The organism is Pseudomonas tritici, assembly GCF_014268275.3.
Classification (GTDB): Bacteria; Pseudomonadota; Gammaproteobacteria; order Pseudomonadales; family Pseudomonadaceae; genus Aquipseudomonas; species Aquipseudomonas tritici.
Map to the genome: position 1 here is coordinate 1,195,288 of NZ_CP077084.1, position 25,864 is coordinate 1,221,151.

General features: G+C 60.9%; 21 protein-coding genes and 3 pseudogenes. 13 read left to right on the plus strand and 11 right to left on the minus strand.

Features of this window, described 5'->3' with window-relative positions; translation table 11 throughout:
* Positions 1–1,053: 1,053 nt before the first annotated feature.
* Together HU722_RS29170 and HU722_RS05230 are read left to right on the plus strand one after the other, a co-directional pair.
* Positions 1,054–1,758, plus strand: coding sequence for a methyl-accepting chemotaxis protein (locus tag HU722_RS29170; protein ID WP_405045949.1), 705 nt, complete (start codon positions 1,054–1,056; stop codon positions 1,756–1,758).
* 126 nt (positions 1,759–1,884) lie between these two features.
* Entirely contained in the window at positions 1,885–2,316 is a 432-nt protein-coding gene (locus tag HU722_RS05230; protein ID WP_065875146.1) for a hypothetical protein, read from the plus strand.
* Here HU722_RS05230 and HU722_RS05235 read toward each other — a convergent pair.
* Together HU722_RS05235 and cra are read right to left on the minus strand one after the other, a co-directional pair.
* Complete coding sequence (locus HU722_RS05235; protein WP_065879632.1) at positions 2,263–3,039, minus strand: TatD family hydrolase; 777 nt, start codon at positions 3,037–3,039, stop codon at positions 2,263–2,265. The genes HU722_RS05230 and HU722_RS05235 overlap by 54 nt on opposite strands.
* A 2-nt stretch (positions 3,040–3,041) precedes the next feature.
* Positions 3,042–4,037: a catabolite repressor/activator gene (gene cra, locus HU722_RS05240; RefSeq protein ID WP_065875144.1), complete on the minus strand. Its 996-nt coding sequence runs from the start codon at positions 4,035–4,037 to the stop codon at positions 3,042–3,044.
* A gap of 292 nt (positions 4,038–4,329) precedes the next feature.
* On the opposite strand from cra, the gene ptsP reads away from it, so the two are divergent.
* The 4 genes from ptsP to HU722_RS05260 all read left to right on the plus strand — a co-directional run bounded on the left by ptsP (position 4,330) and on the right by HU722_RS05260 (position 11,567).
* Positions 4,330–7,188 carry a phosphoenolpyruvate--protein phosphotransferase gene (gene ptsP / locus HU722_RS05245; RefSeq protein WP_065879631.1) on the plus strand — a complete coding sequence of 953 codons (2,859 nt, stop codon included), beginning with the start codon at positions 4,330–4,332 and terminating at the stop codon, positions 7,186–7,188.
* Positions 7,189–8,109, plus strand: a complete 921-nt coding sequence (pfkB, locus tag HU722_RS05250; RefSeq protein ID WP_065879630.1) for a 1-phosphofructokinase — start codon at positions 7,189–7,191, stop codon at positions 8,107–8,109.
* Positions 8,110–8,120: 11 nt separating this feature from the next.
* Positions 8,121–9,833, plus strand: coding sequence for a PTS fructose-like transporter subunit IIB (locus tag HU722_RS05255; RefSeq protein WP_065890531.1), 1,713 nt, complete (start codon positions 8,121–8,123; stop codon positions 9,831–9,833).
* A 192-nt stretch (positions 9,834–10,025) separates the two neighbouring features.
* Positions 10,026–11,567: an alkaline phosphatase D family protein gene (locus HU722_RS05260; RefSeq protein WP_065890528.1), complete on the plus strand. Its 1,542-nt coding sequence runs from the start codon at positions 10,026–10,028 to the stop codon at positions 11,565–11,567.
* Positions 11,568–11,681: 114 nt separating this feature from the next.
* On the opposite strand, the gene HU722_RS05265 is transcribed toward HU722_RS05260, so the two are convergent.
* Together HU722_RS05265 and HU722_RS05270 are read right to left on the minus strand one after the other, a co-directional pair.
* A complete protein-coding gene (locus HU722_RS05265; RefSeq protein ID WP_065875139.1) occupies positions 11,682–14,207 on the minus strand; it encodes a PepSY domain-containing protein in 2,526 nt (841 codons plus the stop codon).
* A 136-nt stretch (positions 14,208–14,343) separates the two neighbouring features.
* A pseudogene (locus HU722_RS05270) lies at positions 14,344–14,530 on the minus strand (hypothetical protein); the annotation flags it as partial.
* Here HU722_RS05270 and HU722_RS05275 point away from each other — a divergent pair.
* The 3 genes and pseudogenes from HU722_RS05275 to HU722_RS05285 all read left to right on the plus strand — a co-directional run.
* A pseudogene (locus HU722_RS05275) lies at positions 14,531–14,806 on the plus strand (sel1 repeat family protein); the annotation flags it as partial. It abuts the pseudogene before it with no gap.
* A gap of 65 nt (positions 14,807–14,871) precedes the next feature.
* Positions 14,872–15,138, plus strand: a pseudogene (locus HU722_RS05280) (CopG family ribbon-helix-helix protein).
* Positions 15,138–15,413: a type II toxin-antitoxin system RelE/ParE family toxin gene (locus tag HU722_RS05285; RefSeq protein WP_083213963.1), complete on the plus strand. Its 276-nt coding sequence runs from the start codon at positions 15,138–15,140 to the stop codon at positions 15,411–15,413. Before HU722_RS05280 ends, HU722_RS05285 begins: the two are co-directional and overlap by 1 nt.
* A gap of 55 nt (positions 15,414–15,468) precedes the next feature.
* Here HU722_RS05285 and HU722_RS05290 read toward each other — a convergent pair whose 3' ends face one another.
* The 5 genes from HU722_RS05290 to HU722_RS05310 all read right to left on the minus strand — a co-directional run bounded on the left by HU722_RS05290 (position 15,469) and on the right by HU722_RS05310 (position 20,565).
* Positions 15,469–16,632: a type III PLP-dependent enzyme gene (locus HU722_RS05290; protein ID WP_186755062.1), complete on the minus strand. Its 1,164-nt coding sequence runs from the start codon at positions 16,630–16,632 to the stop codon at positions 15,469–15,471.
* A 446-nt stretch (positions 16,633–17,078) separates the two neighbouring features.
* A complete protein-coding gene (locus HU722_RS05295) occupies positions 17,079–18,236 on the minus strand; it encodes an osmoprotectant ABC transporter ATP-binding protein OsmV (RefSeq protein ID WP_053131666.1) in 1,158 nt (385 codons plus the stop codon).
* On the minus strand, positions 18,233–18,886 hold the full coding sequence (locus tag HU722_RS05300) for an ABC transporter permease (protein ID WP_027604864.1): 654 nt from the start codon (positions 18,884–18,886) through the stop codon (positions 18,233–18,235). The genes HU722_RS05295 and HU722_RS05300 overlap by 4 nt, the downstream gene beginning before the upstream one ends.
* 12 nt (positions 18,887–18,898) lie before the next feature.
* The gene (locus tag HU722_RS05305) at positions 18,899–19,792 is read right to left on the minus strand and encodes a glycine betaine ABC transporter substrate-binding protein (protein WP_065879626.1); all 894 of its coding nucleotides are present in this window, start codon (positions 19,790–19,792) and stop codon (positions 18,899–18,901) included.
* A 20-nt stretch (positions 19,793–19,812) separates the two neighbouring features.
* Entirely contained in the window at positions 19,813–20,565 is a 753-nt protein-coding gene (locus tag HU722_RS05310) for an ABC transporter permease (protein ID WP_371905293.1), read from the minus strand.
* Between the two features lie 295 nt (positions 20,566–20,860).
* On the opposite strand from HU722_RS05310, the gene HU722_RS05315 reads away from it, so the two are divergent.
* From HU722_RS05315 to HU722_RS05330, 4 genes are all read left to right on the plus strand, one after another.
* A complete protein-coding gene (locus HU722_RS05315; protein WP_049710031.1) occupies positions 20,861–22,444 on the plus strand; it encodes a peptide chain release factor 3 in 1,584 nt (527 codons plus the stop codon).
* A gap of 193 nt (positions 22,445–22,637) precedes the next feature.
* Complete coding sequence (locus HU722_RS05320) at positions 22,638–23,060, plus strand: hypothetical protein (protein WP_065890526.1); 423 nt, start codon at positions 22,638–22,640, stop codon at positions 23,058–23,060.
* A 132-nt stretch (positions 23,061–23,192) separates the two neighbouring features.
* Entirely contained in the window at positions 23,193–23,450 is a 258-nt protein-coding gene (locus tag HU722_RS05325; RefSeq protein WP_139114547.1) for a hypothetical protein, read from the plus strand.
* Positions 23,451–23,546: 96 nt separating this feature from the next.
* Positions 23,547–23,801 (plus strand): hypothetical protein, encoded by a 255-nt coding sequence (locus HU722_RS05330; RefSeq protein WP_065890523.1) that lies wholly within the window; start codon positions 23,547–23,549, stop codon positions 23,799–23,801.
* 113 nt (positions 23,802–23,914) lie between these two features.
* Here HU722_RS05330 and HU722_RS05335 read toward each other — a convergent pair whose 3' ends face one another.
* Positions 23,915–24,886 (minus strand): peptide ABC transporter ATP-binding protein, encoded by a 972-nt coding sequence (locus tag HU722_RS05335; RefSeq protein WP_016976250.1) that lies wholly within the window; start codon positions 24,884–24,886, stop codon positions 23,915–23,917.
* A complete protein-coding gene (locus HU722_RS05340) occupies positions 24,886–25,854 on the minus strand; it encodes an ABC transporter ATP-binding protein (RefSeq protein WP_065875131.1) in 969 nt (322 codons plus the stop codon). The genes HU722_RS05335 and HU722_RS05340 overlap by 1 nt, the downstream gene beginning before the upstream one ends.
* Between the last annotated feature and the right edge of the window lie 10 nt (positions 25,855–25,864).

A 25,864-nucleotide genomic window follows, 5' to 3' on the forward strand; every position in this document is an offset into this window, starting at 1 on the left:
CTTGAGGGCAAGATCAGCGCATTGGAAAGCAGTGTCCTGAGCCGCCTGCAAAGCCTCAGCGCCATGGCGACCGATCCCGAGCAAATTGCCGCCTTTGACGGCAAGCGCGACGAGTTGATCGCGGCCTTCAAGGCCCAGCAGCAGGAAACATCGCTGCTGAGCAAAAGTGCACTGATCGGCAAGTTGCTTAACAAGGCACAGATGCTCAGCCAGATCATCGCCAGCCAATCCGGTTTGAGCCGCGACCCCCAGAGCGATCTGCGCCAGCTCAGCGAATTGATCACCAGCGTGACCCCGCAAGTCACGCAGACCCTGGGTGAAGGTCGGGCAATCGGCGCGTATTCCCTGGGCCAAGGTTTTCTCAATTCGTCGTCCAGTACGCGCTTTGACGAACTGTTGCAGCAATTGGAAAAACTCCAGGCTGAATATGGCTTGAAGTTGCACGATGCCTTGGGCGCCAGCATAGCCGCGCACACTGCACTCGATGGCCTGGCCAAGGCGAGTAACGCCAGCTTGAAGCAAGGCAGTGAGTTGTTTGAGGAGCAGGTGGTGATGGCCGAAACCCTTGACGCGCCCTGGCAGGGTTTCTACGACGGTATCAGCCAGCTGATGGCCCAGACCTACCAGTTGGACGACGCCACCCTGGCCTTTCTCGGACAGCAGTTGGAGCAACGCCTGGCGCAGAACCGCACGCACATGGTGGTGCTGGTCCTGGCCCTGACGGTCGTGTTCCTGCTGATCTTCTATTTGTACGCAGGGTTTTACGCCTCCACGCGCACAACCCTGCGGCGCCTGGGGACGATGATGGACAAGGTGGCGGCCGGCGATATGACGGTCACCTTTGTCGCGGATAGCCGCGATGAGTTGGGCGACCTGGGCCAGGTGTTCAATGGCACCGTAGCGAAGATCCATGACTTGATTGAACGTGTCGGGCACACCGTCGGCCAGGTCGAACTCCAGGCCGGCCAGGTGGAAACGGTCTCAGCCCAGAGCAATCAGGCGGTGTCCGGGCAGCGCACGCAGATCGAGCAAGTCGCGACGGCCATGAACCAGATGTCGTCCACAGCCCAGGAAGTCGCACGCAGTGCGGCGGCGGCGGTCAGCAGTGCCCAGAGCGTCAACGATGAAACTGTCAGTGGCCGTAGCCTGGTGCAATCCCAGCAGGGCAGCATCGCGCGGCTGGCCTCGGAGATCGATCAGTCGGTGCGGGTGATTAACCAATTGGCCACCGACAGCCAGTCCATCAGCAGTGTGTTGGAAGTGATCAAGAGCATTGCCGAGCAAACCAACCTGCTGGCACTCAACGCCGCCATCGAGGCCGCGCGGGCCGGTGAGCAGGGGCGTGGTTTTGCTGTGGTGGCCGACGAGGTGCGCACCCTGGCCCGGCGTACGCAGGACTCCACAGAAGAAATCGAACAGATGATCAGCCGCTTGCACAGCGGTGTGTCGGCCGCCGTGAAGGCCATGGGCAGCAGCCATGAAATGGCCAATGGCACCGTGGAGCAGTCGGAAAGGGTCCAGCAGGCCTTGGAAAATATCCTCGGTGCCGTGGGCATGATCGTCGATCAGAACCAGCAGATCGCTGCCGCCGTGGAACAACAGACGGCCGTCGCCCACGATATTGACCAGAATATCGTCGCAATCAATCGGGCCGGCGAATATGCCGCCGAGGGCGCGCATCAGACCGAAGCGGCGAGCCGGCAGTTATCGATGCAGGTGATCGAGTTGAAGCAATTGATCGGTGCGTTTCGCGTGTAAGACCTGGACGTAGGATTTATCGCTGGATGGCGTGGTGCTTGTCCTGATTTTCCGGCGTCCCTTTTCTGGCCCCCTGAATGGGTGAAAATTCTTTCACTCGATTTCAAGTTCTGGGGAGGCACAGCGATGACCGCTGCAATCGGCATCAAAGGGCACTGCGCCCATTGCAACATCACCTTTGAACTCAAGCCTTGGCAATTAAATGCCATTGCTATCGAAGAGCCATTCGATTGCCCGTACTGCCAGTGGATCTTGCGATTGAACTGCCCCCGGCAATTGCGTCAGTTCAAGTCCCTGGACCATTGGGCACTGGTGCGCCCAAGCATGGTGGTCTTGACCTGTATTGTGTTGATTGTGGTGCTGGTCGCGGAGTGGCTGGGGCTGATCAGTGTGATTGGCCAGTTCAACGTCTCGCTGGTGGTGCTGCTGGTGCATTTCCTGGCGTTGCGTTATGCCCGTTACCGCCAGCAGATAACGCTGGACCTGCAAGGGATCACGCCGAACCTACCAATTGAACAGCTCGCACGCATTGCGTGTGCTCGCCTCAGCCAGCAATAGGGAGCTGATACCCATGCGCTCGGCAAGGGCGGTGCAGATGGCTGGCAGGTGCTCGGGGCTGTTGCGTTGGCCGGGGAACATGGCCGGTGCCATATCGGGCGAGTCGGTTTCCAGCACCACCGCGTCGAGCGGCAGTTGCGCCAATACCTTGTGCATACGCAGGGCCTGGGGCCAGGTAGGGGCGCCGCCCAAACCCAGCTTGAAGCCGAGCTTGATGTACTCGCGGGCCTCTTCTTGGCTGCCGGCAAACGCATGGATGATGCCGCCACGGGGTAGGCGGATGCGCTTGAGGATGGCGATCACCGCGGCGTGGCTGCGACGTACATGCAGTAACGCTGGCAATTGGAAGTCCACCGCCAGCTTCAGTTGAGCTTCAAACAGGCTCTGCTGGCGTTCGCGGTCCAGTTGCTCGAGAAAGTAATCCAGGCCGATCTCACCGACCGCACACAGTTGCCGGTGGCCGTGCAGGCGAGTCAGCCAGTCGCCCAATTCCGTCAGGTCGGCGGGGCGATGCTCATCGAGGTACGCCGGGTGCAGGCCAAAGGCGGCGAACAAACCTTCGTCCGCTTGCACCAGATCCCACAGGCGCTGCCAATTCTGCTGATACACCCCCAGCACCACCATGCGGCGCACACCCAATGCCCGGCTACGACTGAGGACGTCCCGGCGGTCGCTGTCGAAATCCGCAAAGTCCAGGTGGGTGTGGGTGTCGATCAGCTCCACGCTCAGGCCTCGTGAATACGCTGCTTGAACGTCCGGCCAATGGCGTGCACGCCAGGTTGGTACTGCTCTTCTTCGATAGCGGCCAGGGCCAGGCGCAGGGCGGTTTCGGCGATCTGCTGATGTTGTTGGGCCATGGCGTTGACCGGCAGCGGCAGGAAGTCCAGCAACTGGGTGTCACCAAACGTGCCCAGGCGCAGCGGGCGTGATTTGAGTGGGAAGTCATGCAACGCGTCGAACACGCCTTGCAGCAGCACGTAGGACGTGGTCACCAGCGCGTCAGGCAAATGCCCCAGTTGACGCAGAAGTTGCTCCATCAACTGTCGGCCACAGTCGCGGCTGAACGCTTCGCCGTGTTCGACGATGACCTCGCCGGTGAAACCTTCGAGTGCTTCACGGAAACCAGCGGCACGCTCCTGGCTGATGCTCAGCTCGGGCCGTGCGCCGATCAGCACGATCTGCTTGGGCAGCGGTTGCAGCAGGCTGCTGGTCAATTGCTGGCACGCCTGGCGATCGTCGCTGACCACCGAGCAGAATTGATCCGCGCCCATCACCCGGTCGATGGCAATCACCGGCAACCCTTTGGCTTGCAGCTCGCGATAACTGTCATCGCTGGCCGGCAGGCAACTGGCCACAAACAACGCATCACAGCGGCGGGCGCGGAACAGTTGCAGTAATTGGCGCTCGCTGTCGGCGTCATCGTCGGAGCTGGCGATCAGCAACTGATAGCCTCGCGCCCGTGCGCCTTGCTCCAGGAGCTTGGCGATGCGTGCGTAACTGGGGTTTTCCAGGTCGGGCAGGATAAAACCCAAGGTGCGCGTGTGCCGACTGCGCAGCCCGGCGGCCTGGGGGTTGGGGGTAAAGCCATGGGCTTCGACGACAGCACGCACCCGTTCGACGGTGGCGTTGCTGATGCGTTGCTGTTCGGCCTTGCCATTGATGACGTAGCTGGCGGTGGTCACGGACACACCGGCGAGACGTGCGATATCACTGAGTTTCAAACCGGGATTTCCTTGTTTTTTGGCGCTTGCCCCGACATTTTGTCCAATCGTAACCGATTCCTGTACACGACCAATGTCCTGGCTCAAGCGCCGAGCGGTTCTTCAAGGACAAGCAATTAACGCGTAGTCTTCCATAAAGTCTAGATTAAACGTTTCAGCCAGCGTATTTTTACGAAGATCGCGTCTGAGTAGCTACTGCCAATTGACTGCTCAGTCAGTATTGATGAACACCCCTTACACTGTTTGTTTAAAACAATACCTAGTGCGCCACCGCACTAACTAGGAGAACGGCATGCTTGAGCTCACTGTAGAGCAGATTTCCATGGGCCAGGTGGCTGTGGATAAATCTGCTGCCTTGCACCTGCTCGCTGAAAAACTGGTGGCCGATGGCCTGGTCGCCGAGGGTTACCTCAGCGGTTTGCAAGCCCGTGAAGCCCAGGGCTCGACCTTCCTCGGCCAAGGTATTGCCATCCCCCATGGCACCCCCGAAACCCGTGACCACGTATTTTCTACCGGTGTGCGCCTGCTGCAGTTCCCCGAAGGGGTGGACTGGGGTGACGGCCAGATCGTGTACCTGGCGATCGGCATTGCCGCTAAATCCGACGAACACCTGCGCCTGTTGCAACTGCTCACCCGGGCCCTTGGCGAAACCGATCTGGGCCAGGCACTGCGCCGTGCCGGCACAGCCGAAGCCTTGCTGAAGCTGCTGCAAGGTGCGCCGCAGGAGTTGGCACTGGATGCGCAGATGATCGGCCTGGGCGTGTCCGCCGATGATTTCGAAGAGTTGGTGTGGCGCGGCGCCCGCCTGTTGCGCCAGGCCGATTGTGTCAGCAACGGTTTCGCCGCCGTCCTGCAGCAGGTCGACGCACTGCCCCTGGGCGATGGCCTGTGGTGGTTGCACAGCGAGCAAACGGTCAAGCGCCCGGGCCTGGCGTTTGTCACGCCGGATAAACCCATGCGTTACCTCGGCCAGCCGCTCAATGGCCTGTTTTGCCTGGCCAGCCTGGGTGAAGCCCACCAGACGCTGCTTGAGCGCTTGTGTGCCTTGCTGATTGAAGGTCGCGGCCAGGAACTCGGCCGCGCCACCAGCAGCCGCGCGGTGCTTGAAGTGCTCGGCGGCGAACTGCCGCCAGACTGGCCAAGCGCGCGCATCACCTTGGCCAACGCCCACGGCTTGCATGCACGCCCGGCGAAGATCCTCGCGCAATTGGCGAAAAGTTTTGAAGGCGATATTCGCGTGCGTATCGTCGGTGGCCCGGTGGGCGCCGTGTCGGTGAAAAGCCTGAGCAAACTGCTCAGCCTCGGCGCGCGTCGCGGCCAGGTGCTGGAGTTTGTCGCCGAGCCGACGATTGCTGGCGATGCACTGCCTGCGCTGTTGGCGGCGGTGGAAGAGGGTCTCGGCGAAGACGTTGAGCCGCTGCCGACCCTGAGCGCCCAGCCCGAAGTCCTCGACATTGAGCCGGTGCTCAGCGCGCCGCTGGCCGGCAGCCAGGTCCAGGCCATCGCCGCCGCGCCCGGCATCGCCATCGGCCCTGCGCATATCCAGGTTCAGCAGACGTTCGATTACCCGCTGCGCGGCGAATCCTCGGCCATTGAGCGCCAGCGCCTGCAAAGCGCCCTGGCCGAGGTGCGCGGTGATATCCACGGCCTGATCGAACGCAGCCAATCCAAGGCTATCCGCGAGATTTTCATCACTCACCAGGAGATGCTCGACGACCCGGAACTGACCGACGAAGTCGACACCCGCCTCAAGCAAGGCGAGAGCGCCGAAGCGGCGTGGATGAGCGTGATCGAAGCCGCCGCCAAGCAGCAGGAGTCGTTGCAGGATGCTTTGCTCGCCGAACGTGCGGCTGACCTTCGTGATGTCGGCCGACGCGTGCTGGCGCAATTGTGCGGCGTTGAGGCGGTTCAGGCGCCAAGTGAACCTTACATTCTGGTCATGGACGAAGTCGGCCCGTCCGACGTTGCACGGCTTGATCCCTCGCGCGTCGCCGGTATCCTCACCGCCCGTGGTGGGGCTACCGCCCACAGCGCCATCGTCGCCCGTGCCCTCGGTATTCCCGCGCTCGTCGGTGCGGGTCCCGCCGTATTGCTGCTGGCCTCCGGTACGCCGTTGCTGCTGGATGGCCAACGCGGTCGCCTGCATGTCGACGCCGACGCTGCCACCCTGCAGCGCGCCACGGTTGAGCGCGACACCCGTGAGCAACGCCTGCAAGCCGCTTCGGCGCAGCGTCATGAACCTGCATTGACCCGTGACGGCCACGCCGTGGAAGTATTCGCCAACATCGGCGAAAGCGCCGGCGTTGCCAGCGCGGTGGAGCAGGGCGCCGAAGGCATCGGTTTGCTGCGTACCGAACTGATTTTCATGGCCCACCCGCAAGCGCCGGACGAAGCCACCCAGGAAGCCGAGTACCGCCGCGTGCTCGATGGCCTCGGTGGTCGCCCATTGGTCGTTCGTACCCTTGATGTAGGCGGTGACAAGCCGCTGCCGTATTGGCCGATTGCCCAAGAAGAAAACCCTTTCCTTGGCGTGCGCGGCATTCGCCTCACCTTGCAACGCCCGCAGATCATGGAAGCGCAATTGCGCGCATTGCTGCGCTCGGCGGACAACCGCCCACTGCGCATCATGTTCCCCATGGTCGGCAGCGTCGACGAATGGCGCGCGGCCCGCGACATGACCGAGCGCCTGCGCCTGGAAATCCCGGTGGCCGACCTGCAACTGGGCATCATGATCGAAGTGCCATCGGCCGCTTTGCTTGCGCCGGTATTGGCCAAGGAAGTCGACTTCTTCAGCGTCGGCACCAACGACCTGACCCAGTACACCCTGGCCATCGACCGCGGCCACCCGACCTTGTCGGCCCAGGCCGACGGCCTGCATCCGGCGGTGTTGCAACTGATCGATATCACCGTGCGCGCCGCCCATGCCCATGGCAAATGGGTGGGGGTGTGCGGTGAGTTGGCAGCGGACCCGCTGGCAGTGCCGGTGTTGATCGGCCTGGGGGTGGATGAGTTGAGCGTGTCGGCCCGCAGCATTCCTGAAGTGAAGGCGCGCGTGCGCGAATTCAGTCTGAGCGAGGCCCAGGGCCTGGCGCAAAAAGCACTCGCGGTGGGCTCGCCCGCCGAAGTGCGTGCCCTAGTGGAGGCCGTGTAGATGGCAAGGATTCTGACCCTGACGCTGAACCCGGCGTTGGACCTGACGGTACGCCTGGCGCGCCTGGAACCGGGTGAAGTAAACCGCAGCGAAACCGTGCTCACCCATGCCGCCGGCAAGGGCGTGAATGTGGCGCAGGTGCTGGCGGATTTGGGCCATCACGTGAGCGTGGGTGGTTTTCTCGGTGCGGCAAACCCCGCGGCGTTTGATGCACTGATTGCCAGCCGTGGGTTTGGCGACGCGTTCATTCGCGTGCCGGGCGAAACCCGGAGCAACATCAAGATTGCCGAACAGGACGGCCGGGTTACCGACATCAATGCGCCGGGGCCTGTGGTGAGTGAGCAAGCGCAACGAGAACTGCTCAAGAGGGTGGCGATGATCGGCCCTGAATTCGATGCGGTCGTGGTGGCCGGCAGCTTGCCGCGCGGCGTCAGCCCGCAATGGTTTCAGGGCTTGCTCGAGGAACTCAAGGCGCTCGGTTTGAAAGTCGCCCTGGACACCAGTGGCGAAGCGCTGCGCGCTGGCTTGAAGGCTGGCCCATGGATGGTCAAACCCAACACCGAAGAGCTGGCCGAAGCCTTGGGTAATGCCACGGACGCCATCAACCAGTTGCATCAACAGGGCGTGGAGCATGTGGTGGTTTCCGACGGCGCCGCCGGCGTGACCTGGTACAGCCCGGCCGGGGCGCTGCATGCCACGCCGCCACAGGTGACGGTCGCCAGTACCGTCGGCGCCGGCGACTCGCTGCTGGCCGGGATGCTGCACGGTGTGCTCAGTGGCGATACGCCGGAGCACACCCTGCGCCGGGCCACGGCGATTGCCGCCATGGCGGTTACGCAGATTGGTTTTGGCATCAACGATGACGCGCAGTTGGCGCGTCTCGAAAGCGGCGTACACGTACGCACGCTGACAGAACAATAAGAGGGTTTGTGATGAAGTTAGCCATTGTTACTGCCTGCCCGAACGGCATGGTCACCAGTGTGCTGTGCGCCCGCTTGTTGGACGCTGCCGCGCAGCGCCAGGGCTGGAGCACCAGCGTTGAGGTGGTGGATGTGCAGCGCCCGGAACGCCAGTTGTCCCAGGCCACAATCGACGACGCTGAGTGGGTGTTGCTGGTCAGCAGCACCCCTGTCGACATGCAACGGTTTGTCGGCAAGCGCGTGTTCCAGAGTACCCCGGCCCAGGCGCTGGCGGATGTCGACGCCGTGTTGCGTCGCGGCGCCGAAGAGGCGCAGGTCTACGTTGCGGCTGCACCTGTAGCCAAAAATACACCGCGCATCGTCGCGATTACTGCCTGCCCAACGGGCGTCGCCCACACCTTCATGGCCGCCGAAGCCTTGCAGCAGACGGCCAAGCGTTTGGGCTATGACTTGCAGGTCGAAACCCAGGGTTCGGTCGGCGCACGCACGCCATTGAGTCCGGAAGCTATTGCCAATGCCGACGTGGTGCTGCTGGCGGCCGATATTGAAGTGGCCACCGAGCGCTTCGCCGGCAAGAAGATCTACCGCTGCGGCACCGGTATTGCCCTCAAGCAATCCGAAGCCACCCTCAACAAGGCCCTCGCCGAAGGTGCCGTGGAAAGCGCGGCCAGCGGCGCGGTGGCCAAGAAAGAAAAAACCGGTGTGTACAAACACCTGCTGACCGGCGTGTCGTTCATGTTGCCGATGGTGGTGGCGGGCGGGTTGTTGATTGCGTTGTCGTTCGTGTTCGGTATTCACGCGTTTGAACAAGAGGGCACCCTCGCCGCTGCGCTGAAAACCGTCGGCGATCGCGCCTTCATGCTGATGGTGCCGCTGCTGGCGGGCTACATCGCCTACTCGATTGCCGACCGTCCTGGTATTGCGCCGGGGATGATCGGCGGCCTGTTGGCGGGCACCCTGGGCGCGGGTTTTATCGGCGGCATCCTCGCCGGTTTCCTCGCAGGCTACTGCGTCAAGTTCATCTCGCGTGCGGTGCAATTGCCGCAAAGCCTGGAAGCGCTCAAGCCGATCCTGATCATCCCGTTGCTGGCAAGCCTGTTCACCGGCCTGGCGATGATCTACCTGGTGGGCCCACCGGTGGCGCGTCTGCTCACGGGCCTTACTGACTTCCTCAGCACCATGGGCACCACCAATGCGGTGCTGCTGGGCATCCTGCTGGGCGGCATGATGTGCGTCGACCTCGGCGGGCCGATCAACAAGGCGGCGTATGCGTTTTCGGTCGGCTTGCTGGCGGCGTCCAGCGGTGCGCCGATGGCGGCGACCATGGCCGCCGGCATGGTGCCGCCCATTGGCATGGGCATCGCTACGTTCCTGGCGCGACGCAAGTTCGCCCAGGCCGAACGCGAAGCCGGCAAGGCGGCGATGATCCTCGGCATGTGCTTTATTTCTGAAGGCGCGATCCCGTTTGCCGCCAAGGACCCGCTGCGCGTGATCCCGGCCAGCATCGCCGGCGGCGCCCTGACCGGCGCGCTGTCGATGTACTTCGGCTGCAAACTGGCGGCGCCCCATGGTGGGTTGTTTGTGCTGGTCATCCCGAATGCGATGAACCATGCGCTGCTGTATCTGCTGGCGATTGTTGCGGGTAGTTTGTTGACCGGTTTGGTCTACGCGTTGATCAAGCGCCCTGAAGCGGTCGAACTGGAGATGACACCTGCCAAGGCCTGACTCGGTTTAAAAGTGTGGGAGCTGGCTTGCCTGCGATAGCGGTGGGTCAGCTTGCAAATTTGTTACTGATACACCGCTATCGCAGGCAAGCCAGCTCCCACATTTGATCTTCATTGTCTGTGGGGCTGGTGTCATATCTGCTTCATGCCGCCGTGGTTTAGTTTCCCTTTTGATCCTCAAGAGGGCACCTGCATGAGCCACTTCGATCTAGGCCGCCGCCGCGTGATGCAAGCTGTCGGCGCCGGGCTGTTGTTGCCGGGCCTGGCGCCGGCAGTGATCGCCTCAGTCAAGGACCGCCCGCAACTCACTGACGGTGTGCAGTCCGGCGACCTGCTCGGCGACCGCGCGATGATCTGGAGCCGCAGCGACCGACCCGCGCGCATGGTGGTGGAGTGGGACACCCGCAGCGTGTTCAGCAACCCGCGCAAATTCATCTCTCCGCTGGCCGACAACCGCACAGACTTTACCGCCCGCGTCGAACTCACCGGGTTGCCCGCCGACCAGGCGATTTTCTACCGTGTGCATTTCGAAGACGCCCAGACCGGTGTTGCCAGCGAACCCTGGTTCGGCCACTTGCGCAGCGTGCCGCAACAGCGCCGTGATATTCGGTTTGTGTGGAGCGGCGACACCGTCGGCCAGGGCTTCGGCATCAACCCGGACATCGGCGGCATGCGCATCTACGAAGCCATGCGCCTGCGCCTGCCGGACTTCTTTATCCACAGCGGCGACACCATCTACGCCGACGGCCCGGTGCCGGCGCAGCTTAAGGTTGAAGATGGGCGTATCTGGCGCAATATCACCACCGAAGCCAAGAGCAAAGTCGCTGAAACCCTGGATGAATATCGCGGCAATTACCGCTACAACCTGATGGACGAAAACGTGCGTCGCTTCAACGCCGAGGTGCCGCAGATTTGGCAGTGGGACGACCACGAAGTGGTCAACAACTGGTCGCCGAGCAAGCAGCTCGATGAGCGCTATCAGACCAAGGACATCAACACCTTGGTCGGCCGCGCGCGCCAGGCCTGGCTGGAATATTCCCCGATGCGCCGGCAAGGCGCCGATGGCGGCGGGCGGATTTATCGCAAGCTCAGTTACGGTCCATTGTTGGATGTGTTCGTGCTGGATATGCGCAGTTATCGTGGCCCCAACGATGACAACCTGGGCGGTGAAAAACCCTTCCTCGGTCGTGAGCAATTGGACTGGCTCAAGGGCGAACTCAAGGCGTCCCAGGCGCAGTGGAAAGTGATCGCCGCCGACATGCCCATCGGTCTTGGCGTGCCTGACGGTGAAGTGAGCCCCGGTGTAGCGCGTTGGGAAGCCATCGCCAACAACGACCCGGGTGCGCCGCAAGGTCGCGAGTTGGAAATCGCCGAATTACTGGGCTTTTTAAGGGCTCAGAAGGTGCGCAACCATGTGTGGTTGACAGCGGATGTGCACTACTGCGCCGCGCATCATTACCACCCGGATCGCGCGGCGTTCCAGGATTTCGAGCCGTTCTGGGAGTTTGTCGCCGGGCCACTGAACGCAGGGAGTTTCGGGCCTAATCCACTGGATAAAACCTTTGGGCCCGAGGTGGTGTTCGAGAAGGCACCACCGGCGCAAAACACCTCGCCGTTTGCCGGGTTCCAGTTTTTTGGCGAGGTGCAGATTGATGGGCAGACGGCGGAGTTGACCGTGGTTCTACGGGACTTGGATGGCGTATCAGTGTTTGAGCAAAAACTCCAACCAGCCTGACTTGGAGTGCAATCAAAACTGTGGGAGCTGGCTTGCCTGCGATAGCGGTCGTGAATTCACTATCGTTATCGCAGGCAAGCCAGCTCCCACATTGATCTCATCGTCTATGAGGGATCAGTAGACATCCCGGCGGTAGCGACCTTGCTCGATCAACCGCTCTACGGCTTCACTGCCGAGAATATCCACCAGCGCCTGATCCACCCCAGCCGCCATCCCCTGCAAACTCCCGCACACATAAATCGCCGCGCCATCCGCCAGCCACTTACGCAGCACATCGGCCGATTCACGCAGGCGATCCTGCACATAGATTTTCTCTGCCTGATCGCGGGAAAACGCCAGGTCCAGCAACGCCAGATCACCACTGGCCAACCAGCCCTGCAATTCGTCCTGGCAGAGGAAGTCGTGGGCGATATTACGTTCGCCGAACAGCAGCCAGTTGCGTTGCTGCCCATCGGCAATCCGCGCCTTGAGCAAGCTGCGCAGGCCTGCCAGGCCTGTGCCGTTGCCCAGCAGGATCAGTGGCACCGGTGCCTCCGGCAGGTGGAAGCCACTGTTGCGACGCAGGCGCAGGCTGACGCTTGATCCGATGGCGGCGTGCTCGGTGAGCCAGCCACTGGCCAACCCCAGGCTGCCGTCGGGGTGGCGTTCCTGGCGCACGATCAACTCCAGCACGCCCTCGCTGGCAATCGAGGCGATGGAGTATTCGCGCATGCCCAGGGGCACCAGCGCGTTCACCAGGGCCTGGGCGTGCAGGCCGACCAAGTGGGTGCGGTTGTCCGGCAGTTGGCGCGTGGCCAGCGCTTGGTTGAGGGACTGCGGCATGCCGTCGATCAATACGCCATCGCTGCCGGCCAGGCCGAGGCCGGCGAGGAAGTGTTCGATGGCCCAGGGGCAATTGCGTGGCAGCACTTCCACCAGATCACCGGCTTGCCAGCTTTGCGGCGAAGGCGAGGTGAGGCCCAGCAAATACACGTTCGAGCCGCTGCTGTCGCGGTTGAGCAGGGTGCGTTGGCTGAGCGTCCAGTTTTCGTACTGGGCGGTCGGCCAGGCTGCCACGGGGGCGTGGCCTGTGAGTTGTCCAAGCTGTTGTTGCCAGTGCAGCAGGGCGGTGGTGTCGCCGTTGTCCACTTCCACGGGCGCGAACAGGGGGTTGCCGCCCTGGTTGGTCAGCCAGAAACTCAGGCGCCGTGCAAAACCGCAGAAGTGTTCGTATTGGCGGTCACCCAAGGCCAGTACCGAGTAGTTCAGGCCTTTGAGGGACAGGTCCTGGCCGAGCACGCTGCGCTCGAAACCACGGGCGCTGTCGGGGGCTTCGCCGTCACCGAAGGTGCTGACCACGAACAACGCATTTTCTGACTGACGCAGGTCATCCTGGCTGACGCTGCCCAGGGGCTGCACCTTCACCGGCAAGCCTGCCGCTTGTAGTTGCCCGGCGGTCTGCCAGGCCAGTTGTTCGGCAAAACCGCTCTGGCTGGCAAAGCCGATCAGCCAGGCCGGGGCATCGCTGGTATTGGCCGTGAGCCCTTGCCGTGCATCGCGCACCTGGCGTTTTTTGCGACGACGGTCCAGGTAGAGCAGCCAGCCGGTGATGAAGAACAACGGCATCAGCAATGAGCTGACCGTGAGGATAATCCGCCCTGTCAGGCCAAAGTAGCTGCCGGTGTGCAGCGCATAAACGCTGGTCAGCAATTGGGCGCCGAGCGTCTTGCTGGCGTATTGGTCGTGGGATTTAACCTCGCCGGTGGCCGGGTCCAGGTTGATCTGGTTCAGCGCGCGGTCATGGGGCGAGTTGCTCAGCAGGTAGTAGACCGTGGCGGGTTGCCCCGCGACCGCTGGCATGCGGATGTTATAGGCGCTCAAACCTGGGCCGGCGTTGCTGTAGATACTGCTCCAGATTGCGTCGTAGTTGGCCACTGGCGCCGCACCGTCGGGCGCCGGGCCGCGCTTGCGAACCCTTTCATTGTGAGGCGCGTCGGACAACAGTTTGGTCAGGCCCTGGCTGTACCAGTCGTAGGACCAGGTCAGCCCGGTCAGCGCCGACAGCAGATAGGCCAGCAAGCACCAGGTGCCGAATACCGAGTGCAGGTCCCAGTTGAAGCTGCGCCCCTTTTTGCGCCAGTCCAACGTCAGCCAGGCCCTCCAGCTCGCCACTTGGCGCGGCCAGCGCAGGTACAAGCCGGAGAGGCAGAAGAACACCAGGATCAGCGTGCAGGCGCCGGTGATCTGCCGGCCGGTTTCGCCCATGACCAGGAAACGGTGCAGTTGCAGGATAAAACCGAACGCGTCCTGGCCGACGGCGTCGCCCATGTAGTCGCCGGTGTAGGGGTCGAAGTAGCGCATCTGGCCACGGCGCTCGCCGGGCGGCGGGGTGAAGAACACGCGTGCAGCGTTACCGCTTTCGCTTTCCACCCAGAGCATGGACACGGTCTTGCCTTCAGTGGCCTCCAGCTTGCGCACCAGCTCGGCGGGCGGCAGCACACCCGCTTCGCGTTTCTCGACGCTCAGTACCGTGGGGTTGAGCGCCCGCAGAATCTCATCCTGAAACGAGACCGCAGCTCCGGTGGTCCCCATCAAGGCCAGCACCAGCCCGGCAGTAATGCCAAAGAACCAGTGCAACTGGAACAGGGTTTTCTTCAACACGTCTGACCGCCTCGTCTATCTGAATATGTAGGGCACGGCGCGCATTATGCCGTGGCTTGTCGAGAAACATTCTGTGTAACACGCAAAAGCCCCACGCATCCGATGCGTGGGGCTTTTTGCTGCGTGGCGCTGCTGTTTAAAAGTGGAAGCTGGTGGTCAACAGTGCCGTACGACTGGCCGCCTGGTTGGCGAAGTGGGTCGAGAATGCCTTGTCGTAGTAAACCTTGTCGGTCAGGTTTTGCACGTTCAATTGAAGGTCGACGTTCTTGGTCAGCTCGTAGCTGGCCAAGAACGTCGTAGCGGGTGTAGGACGGTACGTATACGCCGTGGGCTGGTACCGACGCTCAGCCGAAGGCGGGGATTTTCGCGGGCAGTTCAGCTACGCGGCGGTGCTGGCGGACAGAGGCCAGATCGATGCGGCGTTAGTGTGGTTGCGCAAGGCGTTGGCGGGCGGGAATCTGAGGTTTTTGCGGGTGGCGCATAAAGCGCTTTTAAAAGCAAAGCAACCAGAGATCCACTCCGTAGCAGAGGAGTTTGAGGTGCAAATTGCTCGATTAAACGATGAGCGGCCGAGCATTGAGGTTGTTGTCCGAGCGTAAATCACTATGATTAGGTGTGATTCAGTTTTAATCATGTATCTCGCATCGATGCGGAGAGAGGGTTTATGGGGGCGGACACCAAAGTACTGACAGCTCACGTCCCCACGGCGCTGGCGCAAAAGGTCGATCAGATGGCGGCGCGAATGGATCGTTCTTGAGGTTGGATCGTCAAGCAAGCCCTCGCCGATTGGGTTGATCTTGAAGAGGAGCGCAGCCGGCTCACGCGGGAGGCTATGGCCGATGTTGACGCTGGTCGTGTGATTGACCAGCAGGCAGTGCAAGCTTGGGTTGACAGTTTGAGCACCGATACGCCGTTGCCGGTGCCGCGTTGATGGAGTTGAAGTGGACTAGTAGAGCCTTATCAGACCTGGCTCGGCTTTTCGACTTCCTCGCTGTAGTCAATCGACAGGCTGCGGCACGCACCGTGCAGTCTCTGTCCCAAGCACCTACGAGTTTGCTGACTAATCTACGTCTAGGTGAGCGAGTCGAAGAATTCGAACCACGCGATGTAAGAGGGCTTTTAGTGGTCCGGTACGAGATGAGGTATGAGATTCAAGAATCCACAAGCTATATCTTGCGCTTGTGGCTCGTCCGCGAAGCTCGATGATTTTTACTCATAAAAAAACCCATGACACGTCATGGGTTTTTTATTGGCAGTACGCTTACACGTAGAACGACTTCAACGGCGGGAACCCATTGAACTCAACCGCGCTGTAGCTGGTGGTGTAAGCGCCGGTCGACAGCCAGTACAAACGATCACCAATCGCCAGGTTCAGCGGCAAGCCGTACTTGTAGTTTTCGTACATGATGTCGGCGCTGTCGCAGGTCGGGCCGGCGATGACCACTTCTTCCATCTCGCCTTTCTTCTCGGTCCAGATCGGGAACTTGATGGCTTCGTCCATGGTTTCGATCAGGCCGGAGAACTTGCCCACGTCCGTGTACACCCAGCGCTCGACGGCGGTGCGCGATTTACGCGCGACCAGCACCACTTCGCTGACCAGGATACCGGCGTTGGCAATCAACGAACGGCCCGGCTCAAGGATGATTTCCGGCAGTTCATCGCCAAAGTCTTCCTTGAGGAAACGGATGATTTCTTCGGCGTAGGTTTCCAGGCTGTTGGTGCGGGTGATGTAGTTGGCCGGGAAGCCACCGCCCATGTTGATCAGCTTGAGGTGAATGCCGTCTTCTTCTTTCAGGCGTTCGAAGATCACCTTGACCTTGGCGATCGCCGCGTCCCATACGCTGATGTCGCGCTGTTGCGAGCCAACGTGGAACGAGATGCCGTAAGGCACCAGGCCCAGGTCGCGGGCGAGGATCAGCAGGTCCATGGCCATGTCGGTCTGGCAGCCGAATTTGCGCGACAAAGGCCAGTCAGCCGTGGTCGAGCCTTCGGTGAGGATACGCACATACACTTTCGAACCCGGCGCGGCCTTGGCGATGTTGCGCAGGTCGGCTTCGGAGTCGGTAGAGAACAGGCTCACGCCCTTCTCGTAGAAGTAGCGTATGTCCTTGGATTTCTTGATGGTGTTGCCGTAGCTGATACGGTCGGCGCTGACGCCACGGTCCATCACTTTGTCCAGCTCGTAGATCGAGGCGATGTCGAAGCTCGAACCTTTGTCCTTGAGCAGGTCGATGATCTCGACGGCCGGGTTGGCCTTGACTGCGTAGTAGACCTTGGCGAATTCGAAACCGGCGCGCAGGTCATCGTAGGCCTGGCTGATCATCGCGGTGTCGATCACCACGAATGGGGTTTCCTGTTTGTCGGCGAACGCCTTCATTTTGTCAAAGGTGGCGCGCGCGAAATAATCTTCGACGTTGATCGACATGCTGGGAACTCCTAAGGGCAAACTGGTTTGATCAATGGGTGCAAATGAACGTCCTCCGTATCCCCACTTTGGTTCGCCTACTTCCCAAGGCTTGTCGCCGAAAGCAAAAAGGCCATGGGCGTAACCGCTTCCCTTGGCCTTGCTGTCTCGTCGTCAGTACTTGAGCCGGATGGATCGTTTCCAGCATGGACGTTCGGCGCGAACTTTAGGGCTTGATGGGCGTGGGATCAACTAAAAATGTCGCGTTTTTGCACGCGTTCGTCGCGAGGACCGGTACAGCTACTTATGTAACCGACAGGTGTGACGGAATGATGTTCCCCGAATGGGGTAAATCAGCGTGAATTGTGATGCCTTCATCGCGGGCAAGCCCGGCTTCCACAGGGATCGGCGTTATTCATGACAACGCGATCAAATGTGGGAGCTGGCTTGCCTGCGATAGCGATTGATCAGGCCAGCGCAGTTTCAGCAGGCGAAACGATACTGGTCTTGCCCCCACGCGACTTACCCGAACTCAGGTACTCGGCAATCGACTCCTGCGTCACCTCGCCCAGGAACACCCGCTCCGCATCCATCACCGGCAACCACGAGCGGTTGAACTCGTACATGCGCGACAGCAGGATGCGCAAATGCTCGTCATACGCCGCCGTGGCGTTGAATTCGCGCAGGTATTGGCCGCAAGTACCGGTCTGACGGTGCAGGTCGCGACGTCGTACATACCCCAGCGCCTTGTTCTCGGCACAGGTGACCACCACATAGCGGCGGTCAGTTTCATCCATCAATTCCAATGCTTCGGCCACCGGTGTTTCCGGGCTCACAGACGGCGCGTTATCCGCCGCGTCCTCGGCTTTCACCAGCAACAGGCGCTTGAGGGTGCTGTCCTGGCCCACGAAGTTGCTGACGAACTCGTCGGCCGGGTGCGCCAGCAAAGTGTCCGGGTGATCGATCTGCAGCAGCTTGCCGGCGCGGAAGATCGCGATCTTGTCGCCCAGCTTGATGGCTTCGTCGATGTCGTGGCTGACCATGATCACGGTCTTGTTCAGCGCGCGTTGCATCTCGAAGAATTCGTTCTGGATCATCTCGCGGTTGATCGGGTCGACCGCGCCGAACGGCTCATCCATCAGCAGCAGCGGCGCATCGGCCGCCAGTGCGCGGATCACGCCGATACGCTGTTGCTGGCCGCCCGACAATTCGCGCGGGTAGCGATGCAGGTATTGCTTGGGTTCCAGCTTGATCATGCTCATCAACTCGCGGGCGCGGTCGTGGCATTTCTGCTTGTCCCAGCCCAGCAATTTGGGCACGACCACGATATTTTCCTCGATGGTCATGTTCGGGAACAGGCCGATCTGCTGGATCACATAACCGATGTTGCGGCGCAGGGTCACTTCGTCGAGGTCGGTGGTGTCTTCGCCGTTGATCAGAATCTTGCCCGAGGTCGGCTTGATCAGGCGGTTGATCATTTTCAGTGTGGTGCTCTTGCCGCAGCCCGAAGGGCCGAGGAATACGCAAATCTCGCCTTCGTTGACGGTCAGGCTTACGTCGTTGACGGCGGAAACAGTCTTGCCGTTGCTTTGAAAAGTCTTGGTCAGGTTTTGAAGTTCGATCATTTGAGCAGTCCTTTTGGAGTCAGCGAGCGTTGCAGCCATTGCAAAAGCAGGTCGGCGAAGATGGCCAGGAGACTGACCAGCACGGCGCCAACGATCAGCATCGACATGTCGCTGCGGCTGATGGAAGCCAGAATAAGTACACCCAGGCCACCGGCGCCGATGGTGGCGGCGATGGTCATTACACCAATGTTCATCACCACGGCGGTGCGTACACCGGCGAGGATCACCGGCACGGCGATAGGCAGCTCGACCATGCGCAGGCGCTGGCCGAAGGTCATGCCGATGCCTTTGGCGGCTTCACGGATGCCCGGTTCCACACCGGTGAGGGCGAGGTAGGTGTTACGCATGATCGGCAACAGGGAGTAGAGGAACACGGCGGTGATCGCCGGCATTGGCCCCAGGCCCTGGCCGAACTTGGAGTAGAACGGCAACAACAGGCCGAACAGGGCGATAGACGGCACCGTCAGCAAAACCGTGGCACTGGCTTGCAATGGGCCGGCCAGCGTCGGGAAGCGTGTCATCAGCACGCCCAGCGGCACGCCTACGACGATTGCCAGGATCACGGCGATGCCAACCAGGGTGATGTGCTGCCAGGTCAGGTGCAGGACCTGGGCCCAATCAAGATGGGAAAAGGCGTTCAGGAATTCCATGTCTTCTCCTCTTTAGTTGATGGGGTGTTGGCGCAGGAAATCGGCGGCAACAGCGGATGGGCTTTCATGGCCGACGTCGACCCGCGCGTTCAGCTCGCGCATGGTTTTATCGTCGAACAGATCGGCCAACGGCTTGAGTTCAGCGGCCAATTGCGGATGCTTGTCGAGATAGTCCTGACGGATCACCGGCGCGGCGGTGTAGTCCGGGAAGTAGTGCTTGTCGTCTTCCAGCAGCTTCAATTTGAAGGCATTCAGGCGACCGTCGGTGGTGTAGACCAAGCCGGCAAACACTTGGCCATTTCGCAGCGCGGTGTAGACCAGGCCGGCGTCCATCTGCCGGGTGTTTTTGCGGGTCAGGTTCATGTCGTACAGCTTGACCATGCCACCCATGCCGTCGGAACGGTTGGCGAACTCGGTGTCCAGGGCCACCAGGCGCGTGCCTTTGGTTTTTTCCGCCAGGGCTTGGGTCAGGTCGCTGATGTTATTGATCTGCGGGAATTCCTTGGCCACGTTCTCGGGCAACGCCAGCGCATAGGTGTTGCTGAAGCGCGACGGCGAGAGCCAGACCAGGCCTTTTTTCGCGTCGAGTTCTTTCACCCGAGCGTAGGACTGTTCGCTGTCGAGTTTCTCGTCGATATGGTTGTAGGCCACCAGCGACACGCCGGTGTATTCCCACAGCAGGTCCAGTTGCCCGCTTTCCTGGGCACTGCGCGCCAGGTTGCTGCCCAGGCCGCCGGTCACCTGGGTTTTATAGCCCTTGGTGCGCAGGTACTGGGAGGTGATTTCGGCCAGCAGGGTCTGTTCGGTGAACACCCGGGCGCCGATGCGGATCAACGGTTTTTCAGCGGCTTGCGCAATGCCTGCAAACAGCAGCACGCAGCTCAATATCAGAGTCAGTCTTTTCATGTGATTTCCTTTGCCAAGCCTTAAGACGGACGCAACCCGCGTTCCAGCCAGAGGCGGCTGGCCATGGTCACCAGACCGTCAAGCAGCAACGCCAGCAACGCGGTGCACGCGGCGCCGAGCAGCAATTGCGGCTGATTGTTCAGGGCGATACCGGGGAAGATCAGGCTGCCCAGGCTGTTGGCACCAATCAGGAACGCCAGCGGTGCGGTGCCGACGTTGATCGCCAGGGCCACGCGCACGCCGCCGATGATGATCGGCACGGCGTTGGGCAATTCCACGCGAAACAGCACCTGGCGCGGCGTCATGCCGATGCCGGTGGCGGCTTCTTTCAGCGAGCCTTGAACGTTTTTCAGGCCTTCGTAGGTGTTGCGCACGATAGGCAGGAGGGAGGCGAGGAACAGCGCAAAAATGGCCGGGCCGCTGCCGATGCCAAGGACGCCGAGGGCGATGGCCAGTACGGCCAGGGGCGGGACGGTGTTACCGATGTTGAAGATCTGCATGAAGCGTTCTGCGCGCCCGACCATGTTCGGTCGGCTGAGCAGGATACCGGCGGGGATGCCCACAATCAGGGCGGCCAGCATGGAGACTAGAACCAGGATCAAATGAGCTTGCAGGTAAAACAACAAATCGTCGCGGTACAGTTCGATCGTGTTGATGCCGATCCAGTGGATCAGCAGGGCCAGGAGAGCGACGACAACCGCTCCTCCCATAAGCCCTTTGCCATAGCGAATAGCCACAGGCGGACTCCTTTTTTCTTCTGTCGGCGCCCACATTCTCCGGCGGCAATGCCATTCCTGGCTGCCTCTGAATGTGGTCGCGAAATGCAGCTCGCCGATACCGGCAACGCGGTATGCGATCGAGCCATGAGCGCAGCCTCGTCAGGCTAACTTGCTGATTTATCAGCCCCTGTTCCGAGTGCGATAGCAGGGGAGTGGACGTCTCTACCTTTTAAAAGGTTCCACACTTGGCAGCATTTAGCCACCCCCAATGGGCTGAACGGTGGTCTGGCCGCCCGGGTTTGCGCTATACTCGCCGCCCTTTTTTGACTCACCTGCCAGGCGATTTCCCATGACCCACCAGGCCGCCGAAGTCGCGAAACGCCGCACTTTCGCCATTATTTCCCACCCCGATGCCGGTAAAACCACCATCACCGAGAAGCTGTTGCTGATGGGCAAGGCAATCGCGGTGGCCGGCACGGTGAAATCCCGCAAGTCCGACCGCCATGCCACCTCTGACTGGATGGAAATGGAAAAACAACGGGGTATTTCCATTACCACGTCGGTCATGCAATTCCCGTATCGCGACCACATGGTCAACCTGCTCGACACCCCGGGCCACGAAGACTTCTCCGAAGACACCTATCGCACCCTGACCGCGGTCGACTCCGCGCTGATGGTCCTCGACGGCGGTAAAGGTGTCGAGCCACGGACCATCGCGCTGATGGACGTGTGCCGTCTGCGTGACACGCCGATCGTCAGCTTCATCAACAAACTCGACCGCGACATCCGCGACCCGATCGAGCTGTTGGATGAAATCGAAGCCGTCTTGAAGATCAAGGCCGCGCCGATCACCTGGCCGATTGGTTGCTACCGCGACTTCAAGGGCGTGTATCACCTAGCCGACGACTACATCATTGTCTACACCGCCGGCCACGGTCACGAGCGCACCGACGTCAAGATCATCGAGAAACTCGATTCGGACGAAGCCCGCGCCCACCTGGGTGACGAGTACGACCGCTTCGTCGACCAGCTGGAACTGGTGCAGGGCGCCTGCCATGAGTTCAATCAGCAAGAATTCCTCGACGGCCAACTGACCCCGGTGTTCTTCGGGACGGCCTTGGGCAACTTCGGTGTCGACCACGTGCTCGACGCCGTCGTCGATTGGGCGCCGAAGCCTTTGGCCCGCGTCGCCAACGAGCGCACCGTTGAGCCTGTGGAAGAGAAATTCACCGGCTTCGTGTTCAAGATCCAGGCGAACATGGACCCGAAACACCGTGACCGCATTGCCTTCATGCGCATCTGCTCCGGCCGATACGAAAAAGGTATGAAGATGCGCCACGTGCGCACCGGCAAGGACGTGCGCATCGGCGACGCCCTGACGTTCTTCTCCTCCGAGCGTGAACAGCTCGAAGAAGCCTACGCCGGCGACATTATCGGTCTGCACAACCACGGCACTATCCAGATCGGCGACACCTTCACCGAAGGCGAAGCGCTGGGCTTCACCGGTATCCCGCACTTCGCCCCGGAACTGTTCCGCCGCGTGCGCCTGCGCGACCCGCTGAAATCCAAGCAACTGCGCCAAGGCTTGCAGCAACTGGCGGAAGAGGGCGCCACCCAGGTGTTCTTCCCCGAGCGCAGCAACGACATCATCCTTGGTGCCGTCGGTGTGCTGCAGTTCGACGTGGTCGCCAGCCGCTTGAAAGAGGAATACAAGGTCGAATGCTCCTACGAGCCGATCACCGTGTACTCCGCGCGCTGGATCGATTGCAGCGATAAGAAGAAGCTGGAAGAGTTCTCCAACAAAGCCGTGGAAAACCTGGCGATCGACGGCGGTGGCCACCTGACCTACCTGGCGCCGACGCGGGTCAACCTGGCGCTGATGGAAGAGCGTTGGCCGGATGTGAAATTCCGTGCGACCCGCGAACACCACTGAGTTCTTATCGGGGGGACTAAAAAACCTCACAGGCGCGAGTCTGTGAGGTTTTTTTTCGGCTGCGCAAGAGCCTGTTGACATGGCTGTCCGCTGTCAGAGTTGACAGTAGACGCTGGATTTGGGGTGAACTAGTTTGTGAACTCACAGACATGTGTTCCCGCGTTCCGCAGGTCATTTCAACAGGAGAAAGGTCATGACGGTTCAATTAGATGCAGGGCAAGTCAGGTTCAAAGATAGCAGCCATGCAAACCTGATATTTCAAGGTGCGTCTAATATGTATGACGCAGGGGGCGGCGGTGTAATAACGGCCGGTTCTCCCGATCAGAACGCGGGTTCTATTCAGTTGTTCTGGACAGGGTTGGAGCTATGGTTATCCGGTAGCCCATTGAGTACCGAGCTGAGATTTGAGTACATGCCAAGAGTTGATAATGGGCGTAAATGGAATGGGAGAGCGGGTGTTCTGAATGGTGTCATCAGCCACTCAGGGGCCTTGGCAATCGTCAGTTTCAAGGTCACGGTTCATCGTGATGGCTCACCGACGGAAACCCGTGACATTGAGGGGGGGGTATACTGTGACCGCTTCACCGGGGCGCAGAATCCTTCCTCCAACGGATGAACCTGTGTGGTTGCTTAAGTCGCCATTTTCGCCTGAAAGGCTCGGCTGGGAGAACGTATCCATTTGCACAACCCGTGCATCAGGTCTAGCGTTTCGGATGCGGCCTTACCCACGACTGAAAAGGAGACCTCCTTGCCAAGTGTTCGACGCACCCTCCGTCTGATGTTTTTGGGGGGCTTGGGACTTTCCATCGCCTGGGCCCACACCACGGCACTCGCAGACGCTGGAACGCCTGCATGGAAAGACACCGGCCCTGTCAGCAAGCGTAAGCAACAAGAAGTCAACTCCGGCAGCTGGCAGCCCCAAGCCCAGCCCGCCCCGAAGGAGGACCAGGAAAACCCCTACAACGAAGGCGAAGACAGCGAAACCTACGACGACGGCGACACCTGAGTCCTGGCGTAAACCCGGCATTGGGACTAGCGTCAACGCTGGCGACGGTGAGCGGCTGTCGCGTGGGATTTACCTACTGACTGGGCGGAATCAACCATGAGTATTTTTCAACGAGTCGTGCTGTTGATAAAGGTGCTGGTGCTGTTGTCGTTAGGGACGTCGACGGCCTGGGCGAAAAATCCGGTGCACAGCGGTCTTGTGTCTTCGGGGCATAGCCAAGATCTGCAGTTGGCCAAATCCGAAGCTGAACCCGGCGATCAGGACCAGGGCGGCAGCGAGGGTGACGACGACTCCACCACAGACGGCCCCGACAGCGATGCCCCTGACGATGAAGGCGACAGCCAAACGTAGGCATCGCCAAAAAGAAAGCCCCTCCCGCCAAGCTGATGCGCAACCTGGTGGGAAGGGCTGTAGAACACGTGCAATGCCCTGGGCTCAAGACTCAGGGCATTTTTGTTGCAGGGTCAGGCGACAAATTGCTCCGCATAGTGGCAAGCCACCTGGCGGTTATCCAAGGCGCGCAGTTGCGGCTCCTCGGTGCTGCACCGCGCGGTCGCGTACGGGCAGCGCTTGTGGAAAGCGCAGCCGGGCGGCGGGTTCAGCGGGTTGGGCAGTTCGCCGACGATCTTGATCTTCGGCTTGTTCGGGTCCGGGTGAATGGTCGGGGTCGCCGACAGCAACGCCTGGGTGTACGGGTGCAGCGGGCGGGCGTAGATGTCTTCCTTGGGGCCGACTTCCACCGGGCGACCGAGGTACATCACCATCACGTCATCGGCAACGTGTTGCACCACGGCTAGGTTGTGGGAAATGAACACGTAGGCCGTGTTGAATTCCTGCTGCAGGTCCATGAACAGGTTCAGCACCTGGGCCTGGATTGACACGTCGAGTGCAGAGGTTGGCTCATCCGCCACCAGCACTTTCGGTTGCAGCATCATCGCGCGGGCGAGGGCGATACGCTGGCGCTGACCACCGGAGAACATGTGCGGGTAACGCTGATAATGCTCAGGGCGCAGGCCCACTTGCTTCATCATCGCCTGCACTTTCTCGCGGCGTTCGGCGGCGGACAGGTTGGTGTTGATCAGCAGCGGCTCGCCGAGTTGATCGCCGACTTTCTGCCGTGGGTTCAACGAGGCGTAGGGGCTTTGGAACACCATCTGCACGTCTTTGCGCAATTGCTTGCGCTGGGCCTTGTCGGCGCCGGCGACTTCCTGGCCGGCGATTTTCAAGGACCCGGAAGACGGCTCTTCAATCAGCGTCAGCGCACGGGCCAGGGTGGATTTGCCGCAACCCGACTCGCCAACAACGGCGAGGGTCTTGCCGGCCTCCAGCTCAAAGGACACGCCATTCAGCGCACGTACCAAGGCATGGCCCTTGAACAGGCCACGGGACACTTCATAGTGACGGGTAAGGTCGCGGGCGGTAAGAACGACGGCCATTACGCCACCTCCTGGTTCAAGGGGTAGAAGCAACGTGCAAGGCTGTGGCTTTTCGGGTCAAGTCCGGGCCGCTGGGTGCGGCAGGATTCCTGCACGTACGGGCAACGGGGTGACAGCAGGCAACCTTGCGGGCGGTCATAACGACCAGGAACGATACCCGGCAGCGTGGCCAGGCGCGTGGCGCCGAGGCTGTGCTCGGGGATCGCCTTGAGCAGCGCTTCGCTGTACGGGTGCGCCGGAATGTCGAACAACTGCGGCACCTGGCCGACTTCCACGGCTTGGCCGGCGTACATCACGCACACGCGCTGGGCGGTTTCCGCCACGACCGCGAGGTCGTGGGTGATCAGCACCAGGCCCATGTTCTGTTCTTTCTGCAGGGCCAGCAGCAGTTCCATGATCTGCGCCTGGATGGTCACGTCCAGCGCGGTGGTCGGTTCGTCGGCGATCAGCAGTTTCGGCTCGCCGGCAATCGCCATCGCGATGGCTACACGCTGGCTCATACCACCCGACAGTTGGTGCGGGTAGGCATCCATACGGCTGGCGGCGCCTGGGATTTCAACCTTTTCCAACAGTTCGATGGCACGCTTGCGCGCTTGCTTGCCGGACATCTTCAAATGCAGGCGCAGTACTTCTTCGATCTGGAAACCCACGGTGTAGCTGGGGTTCAGCGCGGTCATCGGGTCCTGGAACACCATCGCCAGGTCTTTGCCGACGATCTGGCGACGCTGGCGGTTGCTCAGCTTGAGCATGTCCTTGCCGTCGAAGTTCAGCGCGTCGGCGGTGACGATGCCGGGATGCTCGATCAGGCCCATCAGCGCCATCATGGTCACGGATTTACCCGAGCCCGACTCGCCAACGATCGCCAGTACTTCGCCTTTGTCGACCGAAATGTCGAGGCCATCGACCACCGGCACGGCGGTCTTGTCGCCGAAGCGGACGTTGAGATTCTTGATTTCTAACAGTGACATGGGAATCTCC